This window comes from Allobosea sp. 05T439 (assembly GCF_056396005.1).
On the sequence record NZ_JBFTKP010000097.1, the window covers coordinates 1 to 3,873 of the forward strand.

Genomic DNA, 3,873 nt, shown 5'->3' on the forward strand with positions numbered 1-3,873 from the left:
TGCTGCGGCCTGCGCTGGCGGTGACGCCGGCGGAGATCAAGGCGAAGGGCAAGCTGGTCGTGGGCATCCAGGGCGACAATCCGCCCTGGGGCTTCGTCACCAGCGCCGGCAAGCAGGATGGGCTGGATGCCGATATCGCGGCGCTCTTCGGCAAGGAGCTCGGCGTCCCCGTCGAGTTCGTGCCGCTCGAGGTCAATAACCGCATCCCGGCCCTGACCACGGGGCGCGTCGATGTGCTGTTTGCGACGATGGCGATGCTGCCCGAACGGGCCAAGGTGGTGCAGTTCAGCAAGCCCTATGTCGCCAACACGATCGTGCTGATCGGGCCGAAATCGGCGGTGATCAAGACGAATGAGGACATGGCGAAGTTCACTATCGGCGTGGCCAAGGGCGCAGCCCAGGATACCCAGGTCACCAAGAACGCGCCGGCCAGCACGACGATCCGGCGCTATGACGGCGATGCCCCCAGCATCCAGGCGCTGGTCTCGGGCCAGGTCCAGGCGCTTGGCGGCAACATCTTCTACATCCAGCGTATCGAGCAGGCCCGGCCGGGCGAATTCGAGAACAAGCTCGAATTCCAGAACCTCTACAACGGCGCTTGCACCCGGCAGGGCGAGAAGGAGATCAACGCCGCCCTCAACGCCTTTATCGACAAGATCAGGGCGAATGGCGAGCTCCAGAAAGTCTACGACAAGTGGATGAAGGTTCCCGTCCACAAGTTCCCCGACAGCCTCGAAGGCATCTCCTTCTCCGCAAGCTGAGCGCGCTGCTCGCTCGCTCCTTCAGATTTTGCCTGCAGGCCAGCCGCGTTGACTCCGGCCTGCACGCGCCTTGCCGCGCATGCGCGACGAGGCGCCAAGGATATCGACATGAGCAATCGCATCTACGTCCTCAACGGCCCCAATCTMAATCTGCTCGGCCAGCGCGAACCCGCGATCTACGGAACGACCACGCTCGATGAGGTTCGACAGCGCTGTATCGAGAAAGCCGGGACGCTGGGTTTCGAGATCGACTTCCGCCAGACGAATTTCGAGGGCGAGCTGGTGGAGAGCGTGCATCAGGCCCGCATCGAGGCGTGCGGGATCATCATCAATCCGGCCGGCTACACCTTCACCTCAATCGCGTTGCTCGATGCCCTCAAGATGTTCGACGGTCCGAAGATCGAGCTGCACATTTCCAACGTGCATGCCCGAGAGAGCATCTACCACAATTCGCTGATCTCCCGGACGGCGACCGGCATCCTGATCGGCTTCGGCGCAGCCGGTTACGAACTGGCGATCCAGGCTATGGCCGGCCTGGTCGGGCCCAGCTGATCCCTGCGCGCCATGCGGTCAGCGGCAGAGCATGCGAAGCACGGTCTCGATCGCGCTGAGCCGTCGGCGCTCGCGGGCTTCCGGCGCCCCCATGTCGTGCCCGAAGACCTGCTGGATGCTGGCCCGGTTGGAGACATTGTAGAAACTCAGCGCGCTGATCGTCAGATGGATGTCGATCGGGTCGAGACCCTCCCGAAACACTCCCTCGCGCAGTCCGCGCTCATAGACCTCGCCGATCATGTCGATGACCGAGAGGTTGAGATCCGCGATCTTGGGAGAGCTCTGGAGATGCMGGGCATGGTGGATGTTCTCGACCATGACGAGGCGGACGAAATCCGGATTGTCGGCGTGATAGTCGAAGGTGAAACCCGTCAGCGACACGATCGCTTCGCGCGGGGGCAGGGCAGCCAGATCGAGGCTGCGCTCGAAATTGCGGATCCGGGCATAGGCCTCCTCGAGCACGGCCCGGTAGAGTCCCTCCTTGTCGCCGAAATAATAGTAGATCATCCGCTTGCTGGTGGAGGTCTTCGCCGCGATCTCGTCGACCCTCGCACCACTCAGCCCATTCTCGACGAACTCGTCACGCGCGACCGCCAGGATATTGCGGCGAACGCCGTCGGGGTCCTGGGTCCAGCTCGCGGATTTTCGCGTGCCAGCCGGCCGCGCCGGCGAGGCCGGCATCTCATTCGTCTTGCGGCTTCCAAGCATGGACAGACCCCGGCGCCGACTGTGCGGCTGTAAATGAACCGTTCAGTTCAATTGACTTGACCAATTGAACCGTTTCGTACATTTAACATCGACAGGCGATCGCGCAAGCCGAACGATCGCTCATACTCAAGGCGCCCACCCAGAGGCGCTACCGCCAAAGACGGGAACCGGATCGACCCACTCAGAAGGTCGGCCGCTCAGGGAAGCGCCATGAACTACAAGCTTGATTTCACGCCTGTACTGGATGGGTTGCCGAGCCTTCTGACCGCCTGTCTGGGAACGCTGTTCCTGGCGCTCGGCGGCATGGTGCTGGCCATCGTCATCGGCATCGGCGGTGTTGTGCTGCGCGACTCGCGGATCAAACAGGTGCGCTGGCTGGTGATGGCTTTCGTCGAGCTGATCCGGAACACGCCCTTCCTGGTGCAGATCTATTTCATCTATTTCGCATTGCCGCTCCTGGGCGTGCGGCTCGACCCGACGCCGACGGCCATTATCGCGCTGGGCATCAATGGCGGCGCCTATGCCATCGAGATCATCCGTGGCGGCGTTCAGTCGATCAGCAAGGGGCAGGTCGAAGCCGGTCTCGCGCTTGGCCTGCACAAGGCGCAGGTCTTCCGGCTGATCGTTCTGCGGCCGGCGCTGCGCGCGATCTTTCCCTCACTGACCAGCCAGTTCGTGCTGCTGACGCTGACGACCAGCGTCGCCTCCGCGATCTCTGCCTATGAGCTGACCTCAGTCGCACAACGGATCGAGTCGGACAGCTTCCGCAGCTTCGAGGTCTACGGGACGGTGACGCTGTTCTACCTCGTCATATCCTGGCTGATGATGCGCTTCTTCGCGCTCATCTCCGGTCGGTATTTCAGCTATCCGGTCAAGTGAGGAGATCGTCATGGGTACAAACGAATTCCTCTTCCTCCTCACCGGACTGAAATGGACGGTCTTCCTTTCGGTGATCGGCTTCGTCGGGGGCGGTATCTTCGGGCTCGGCGTCGCTCTGGCGCGGACCTCCGGTATTCCGCTGCTGGAGCGTGCAACCTCAGGCTATATCGCCATCTTCCAGGGCACGCCGCTGCTGATGCAGCTTTTCGTGGTCTATTACGGACTGGCGCTGATCGGGTTGAAACTCGACTCCTGGGTCGCCGTCTCGATCGGCTTCACGCTGCATGCCAGCGCCTATCTCGGCGAAATCTGGCGTGGCTCAATCGAAGCCGTGCCGAAGGGCCAGACCGAGGCCGCCAAGGCGCTGAGCCTGAACTATGTCTCGCGGATGAAGGATGTGGTCCTGCCGCAGGCTATCCGCATCTCGCTGCCGGCGACGATCGGCTTCCTGGTGCAGCTGATCAAGGGAACGTCGCTGGCTGCCATCGTCGGTTTCACCGAGCTGGCCCGGGCTGGCAACATCATCTCGAACCAGATCTTCCAGCCTCTCCTCGTCTTCGGGATCGTGGGGGCTCTGTACTTCGTCATGTGCTGGCCGCTCTCGCTCTTCGGCGCGCGGCTGGAACGCCAGTTTGCCGCGGCAACACGCTGACGAGGCCGGCAACAGACACCGCGCCAATTCCGGCCAGGCAAGTTCAACCAGGCAAGATCAACCAAGCAAGATCAACCAAGGGAGTGAGACATGACATCTTCGAACAAGGGATTGCTCAACCGCCGTCAGGCTCTGTTGGCCGGCGCGGTCGGGCTTGCGGCGCCCGGCCTGCTGCTGCGGCCTGCGCTGGCGGTGACGCCGGCGKAGATCAAGGCGAAGGGCAAGCTGGTCGTGGGCATCCAGGGCGACAATCCGCCCTGGGGCTTCGTCACCAGCGCCGGCAAGCAGGATGGGCTGGATGCCGATATCGCGGCGCTCTTC

Annotated in this window: 5 protein-coding genes and 1 pseudogene; 5 read left to right on the plus strand and 1 reads right to left on the minus strand. The window is 62.6% G+C overall.

Annotated features, from left to right (window positions below; genetic code table 11):
* Together AC1DIO_RS35060 and AC1DIO_RS35065 are read left to right on the plus strand one after the other, a co-directional pair.
* Window positions 1-761: transporter substrate-binding domain-containing protein (locus AC1DIO_RS35060; RefSeq protein WP_476769861.1), on the plus strand; the 761-nt coding region annotated here is incomplete at its 5' end.
* 108 nt (window positions 762-869) lie between these two features.
* A complete protein-coding gene (locus AC1DIO_RS35065; RefSeq protein WP_441489912.1) occupies window positions 870-1,313 on the plus strand; it encodes a type II 3-dehydroquinate dehydratase in 444 nt (147 codons plus the stop codon).
* An 18-nt stretch (window positions 1,314-1,331) separates the two neighbouring features.
* On the opposite strand, the gene AC1DIO_RS35070 is transcribed toward AC1DIO_RS35065, so the two are convergent.
* Entirely contained in the window at window positions 1,332-2,021 is a 690-nt protein-coding gene (locus AC1DIO_RS35070; protein ID WP_476854926.1) for a TetR/AcrR family transcriptional regulator, read from the minus strand.
* Between the two features lie 210 nt (window positions 2,022-2,231).
* On the opposite strand from AC1DIO_RS35070, the gene AC1DIO_RS35075 reads away from it, so the two are divergent.
* The 3 genes and pseudogenes from AC1DIO_RS35075 to AC1DIO_RS35085 all read left to right on the plus strand — a co-directional run.
* The gene (locus tag AC1DIO_RS35075) at window positions 2,232-2,900 is read left to right on the plus strand and encodes an amino acid ABC transporter permease (protein ID WP_441489914.1); all 669 of its coding nucleotides are present in this window, start codon (window positions 2,232-2,234) and stop codon (window positions 2,898-2,900) included.
* Between the two features lie 10 nt (window positions 2,901-2,910).
* Window positions 2,911-3,552, plus strand: a complete 642-nt coding sequence (locus AC1DIO_RS35080; protein ID WP_441489915.1) for an amino acid ABC transporter permease — start codon at window positions 2,911-2,913, stop codon at window positions 3,550-3,552.
* A gap of 90 nt (window positions 3,553-3,642) precedes the next feature.
* Window positions 3,643-3,873 (plus strand): annotated as a pseudogene (locus tag AC1DIO_RS35085) (transporter substrate-binding domain-containing protein); the annotation flags it as partial.

What these genes read in the sequence shown, in the direction of transcription:
- AC1DIO_RS35075 (WP_441489914.1), top strand. Translation starts at nt 2,232, where the DNA reads ATGAACTACAAGCTTGATTTCACGCCTGTACTGGATGGGTTGCCGAGC.
- AC1DIO_RS35080 (WP_441489915.1), top strand. Translation starts at nt 2,911, where the DNA reads ATGGGTACAAACGAATTCCTCTTCCTCCTCACCGGACTGAAATGGACG.